Origin of the sequence: Shewanella sp. SW32 (assembly GCF_025653365.1) — a bacterium.
Classification (GTDB): domain Bacteria; phylum Pseudomonadota; class Gammaproteobacteria; order Enterobacterales; family Shewanellaceae; genus Shewanella; species Shewanella oncorhynchi.
The window spans coordinates 1-3729 of sequence record NZ_JAKKSJ010000077.1 but is presented as its reverse complement, the minus strand read 5'-3'; the positions used below and the strand labels follow the sequence as shown (position 1 = coordinate 3729).

Sequence of the window (3729 nt, the reverse complement as noted above, 5' to 3'; positions counted from 1 at the left end):
AGCCTGTTAAGCCCATTGGCCTGGAAGTTGTTATGGCTAAAGACGGAAAAAAGCCAACCGCCCGAACAAGTCCCCAGTGTGCATTGGGCTTATCTAAGATTAGGAAAACTCGCGGGCTGGAATGACAGCAAACGAAGCGGAATTGTGGGCTGGGAAAGGTTATGGCAAGGATGGTTTAAACTGCAAACCATCCTTGAAGGTTACCAGCTAGCCTTGTCTCTTGAGCAAAAGATGTGATCAAGAGACAGCACGATGGAGGGTTTTGAGCATTTAAACGTAAATTAATACAATTCTAAAATTAGTAGTGCCAAGGGAAGGCTGAAAAATCTTGATCGCGTTTTTCGAGGAAGGCATCGCGTCCTTCCTGTGCTTCGGCGCTCGCATAGGCTAAACGCGTCGCTTCACCGGCAAATAATTGCTGACCGACCATACCATCATCAGTCATGTTGAAGCCGTATTTAAGCATACGCATAGCCGTAGGTGATTTAGAGTTAATCTCTTTCGCCCACATTAATGCTTCGGTTTCTAGCTCTGCATGGGGAACGGATTTATTAACCATACCCATGTCGAAGGCTTCATCAGCGCTGTAGTTAAATCCGCAGAAGAAGATTTCGCGGGCACGTTTTTGACCTATCATCTTGGCGAGATAAGCACTGCCGTAACCTGAGTCGAAGCTCGCAACATCGGGATCGGTTTGTTTAAATATTGCGTGTTCTTTCGAGGCTAAGGTTAAGTCGCACACTACGTGTAAACTATGGCCGCCACCCACCGCCCAGCCCGGCACAACGGCGATGACCACTTTAGGCATAAAGCGGATCAGGCGTTGTACTTCTAATATATGTAAGCGGCCCATTCTGGCTTGATCGGCCTTACCTTCTTCGGCGCCTTCATATTTATAGCCATCTTTGCCGCGAATACGTTGATCGCCACCCGAACAGAACGCCCAGCCACCATCTTTTGCCGAAGGACCGTTACCCGTAAGCAGTACGCAACCCACATCAGACCATTGGCGTGCATGGTCGAGTGCGATAAATAATTCATCAACGGTTTTAGGTCGGAAGGCGTTACGGCACTCTGGGCGATTAATGGCAATGCGTACTGTGCCGTGCGCTTTGGCTCTGTGGTAAGTAATATCGTCGAAATGAAATCCACTGACTTCATCCCATAGGGTGGGATCAAAAATGTCTGATACTTGTTGGGTCATGATTCATAGGCCTTTATGCTGTAATGCCTCAAAGGCTAGGCGGAATCATATATAAGGTCAATCACCTAAGTCTAAACCTTAGCGCTATATAGCAAAATCCCGTTTGCCTATGAGTCTGTAATGATTAAAGGTGATCACATAGATAAAGCTGATTATCTTTGCTAAACACTGAATGTTGAGGTGCCATAGTACCGCAATAGTTAGCCTTAAAGTCGGCAATAGACTCGGGTGTCATTGGAATTTGATTGAAGGCTTCGAGTTCTAATGTGGATAAACGTTCTATGATGTCGGTTCTTACCTTAGTCAGTTTATGGTCGATTTTAATAATTTTTGTTCCTGTCATAGAGTCAACTTTATTCTCTATTTCTTCGATCATCGCCTCAGTCTTTGCAATAGGAACATCTAATTTATCTGTTTCTGTGTATAAGTAATATAAAGCACCCGCGAGTAGCGCCAATATGATCCAACCTTTCATCTTTTAGTCCAACATAAGTGAATAACCATTAAGAATATGGGTATAATAAGCTAGTTTTCGTCCAATATTAAAGCAGTAAAAGGCTGTAACGATGAACTTAGAATCTAACAACAAGGACTATTCGAAAACCAATCGAATTAAGATTCACCAGCCAGATGCGAGTAAAGCCGATCGCTTTAATCCTCGTAATCGGATTTATGTCCGAGCCATAGACGGTTTATGGAGTAGCGTACGTCGCCGCATGGGCTGGATCGCCATGTTATTTTTCCTGCTTTTACCTTGGATCCCTTGGGGCGACCGTCAAGCCGTATGGTTTAACTTGGGCGAACAAAAGTTTCACGTCTTCGGTTTAACTATTTGGCCGCAGGATCTCACCTTGCTTGCAGCGTTGTTTATGATCGCTGCCTTCGCTCTGTTTTTTGTGACCACCTATCTTGGCCGTGTTTGGTGTGGATACACTTGCCCCCAAACAGTATGGACCTTTATGTTCATCTGGTTCGAGGAAAAACTTGAAGGCGCACGCAATAAACGCATTAAGTTAGATCAAATGCCATGGAGCTTTGACAAACTCTGGCGTAAAACGGCAAAACATACGGCCTGGCTATTGCTCTCACTGATGACGGCGATGACTTTTGTGTCCTATTTTGTGCCAAGTCGTGAAGTCTATGTCGATGTATTTACGCTTAATGCTTCTGGCGGTATCTACTTCTGGGTCGTGTTTTTTACACTTGCCACATACGGCAATGCGGGTTGGATGCGTGAAATCATGTGTATCCACATGTGCCCTTATGCTCGTTTCCAAGCGGCCATGTTCGATAAGAATACTTTTATCGTGGGTTACGATACTAAACGTGGTGAGACCCGTGGTCCGCGCTCACGCAAAGATGACCCTAAAGAGCTAGGGCTTGGCGACTGTATCGACTGTGACTTGTGTGTGCAGGTATGTCCTACGGGAATCGACATTCGTAATGGTCTGCAATATGAGTGTATTAACTGCGGCGCTTGTATCGATGCCTGCGATCAAACCATGGATCGTATGGGGTATGAAAAAGGGCTTATCAGTTATACCACCGAGAACAAGTTAGAAGGAATTAAGCAAAAAGTGCTGCGACCTAAACTTGTCGGTTATGGCGTGGTACTGATAGCGATGATATTAGTCTTTATATACTCCAGTGCGACCATAGCACCTGTGCGTATGGATATCATTCGTGACCGCAACCAGCTCTATAGAGAGAACAATCAAGGTTTGATTGAAAACACCTTCACCTTGAAGATTCTTAATAAGACAGAGCAATCCCACGAATACACTATGAGTGTCGAAGGATTAGACAACTATAAATGGTACGGTCCAACTTCGGTCACTATTGCGGGTGGTGAAGTGTTAACTCTCCCTATTAGTGTGGGTATCGATCCGGTTGAGCTGTCTCGTTCAGTTACTAATATCGAGATAAAAGTGAAAACTCATATCAACGGTGAAGAAGTCGAAGTTGAGCAAGAATCTCGTTTCTTTAGTCCATAGATAACAGTATTTATGATGATCTAGCTGAGCGTGACTCATATAGATTGCCAGACTTAATCGAGATAAAGGGGCTTTTTAGCCCCTTTTTTATACGTATCGTTTGATAAGTAAACGTCTAAACCATTAATCGTTATTTTCCTACAAAAAGCCCTTGCACAAAATCTTCTGCTCCCTATAATGCGCATCCACTGACACGGCAGACAGCGAAAGCCAGCTGACGAGTTAGGTTGAATTGAGTCGCTTTTAAGCACTTAATTCAACCGCAGCAAGAAGTTGAAAAATACTCCTTGACGCGAAACGGGAAATGCGTAGAATACGCAGCCCTAGCCAACTGGAAGCGTTCGACGCTCAGTGTGGTACTCAAGTTCTCTTACGAATATTGAGTTGCTCTTTAACAAGATAAAACAAGAAATCTGTGTGGACACTCACAGGTGTTGAGTTAATCGAAACTGCTTAACCTTCGGGTTGGCAGTCAAAAATTTAAATCAATGTAACAATGAGTGTTCATAGCAATATGTACAGTTTGTTTCT

At 44.1% G+C, this 3729-nt stretch carries 3 protein-coding genes and 1 pseudogene; 2 read left to right on the top strand and 2 right to left on the bottom strand.

Annotation, left to right across the window (positions count from 1 at the left end; genetic code table 11):
* Nucleotides 1-237: pseudogene (locus L5M28_RS23745) on the top strand (IS4 family transposase); the annotation flags it as partial.
* Between the two features lie 61 nt (nt 238-298).
* On the opposite strand, the gene L5M28_RS23740 reads toward L5M28_RS23745, so the two are convergent.
* Together L5M28_RS23740 and L5M28_RS23735 are read right to left on the bottom strand one after the other, a co-directional pair.
* Nucleotides 299-1204, bottom strand: a complete 906-nt coding sequence (locus L5M28_RS23740) for a 1,4-dihydroxy-2-naphthoyl-CoA synthase (RefSeq protein WP_113941423.1) — start codon at nt 1202-1204, stop codon at nt 299-301.
* A 124-nt stretch (nt 1205-1328) separates the two neighbouring features.
* Nucleotides 1329-1679, bottom strand: coding sequence for a hypothetical protein (locus L5M28_RS23735; RefSeq protein WP_263204522.1), 351 nt, complete (start codon nt 1677-1679; stop codon nt 1329-1331).
* Between the two features lie 91 nt (nt 1680-1770).
* Between L5M28_RS23735 and ccoG the strand changes: the two genes are divergently transcribed.
* On the top strand, nt 1771-3198 hold the full coding sequence (gene ccoG, locus L5M28_RS23730; protein ID WP_263204521.1) for a cytochrome c oxidase accessory protein CcoG: 1428 nt from the start codon (nt 1771-1773) through the stop codon (nt 3196-3198).
* Nucleotides 3199-3729: the final 531 nt, after the last annotated feature.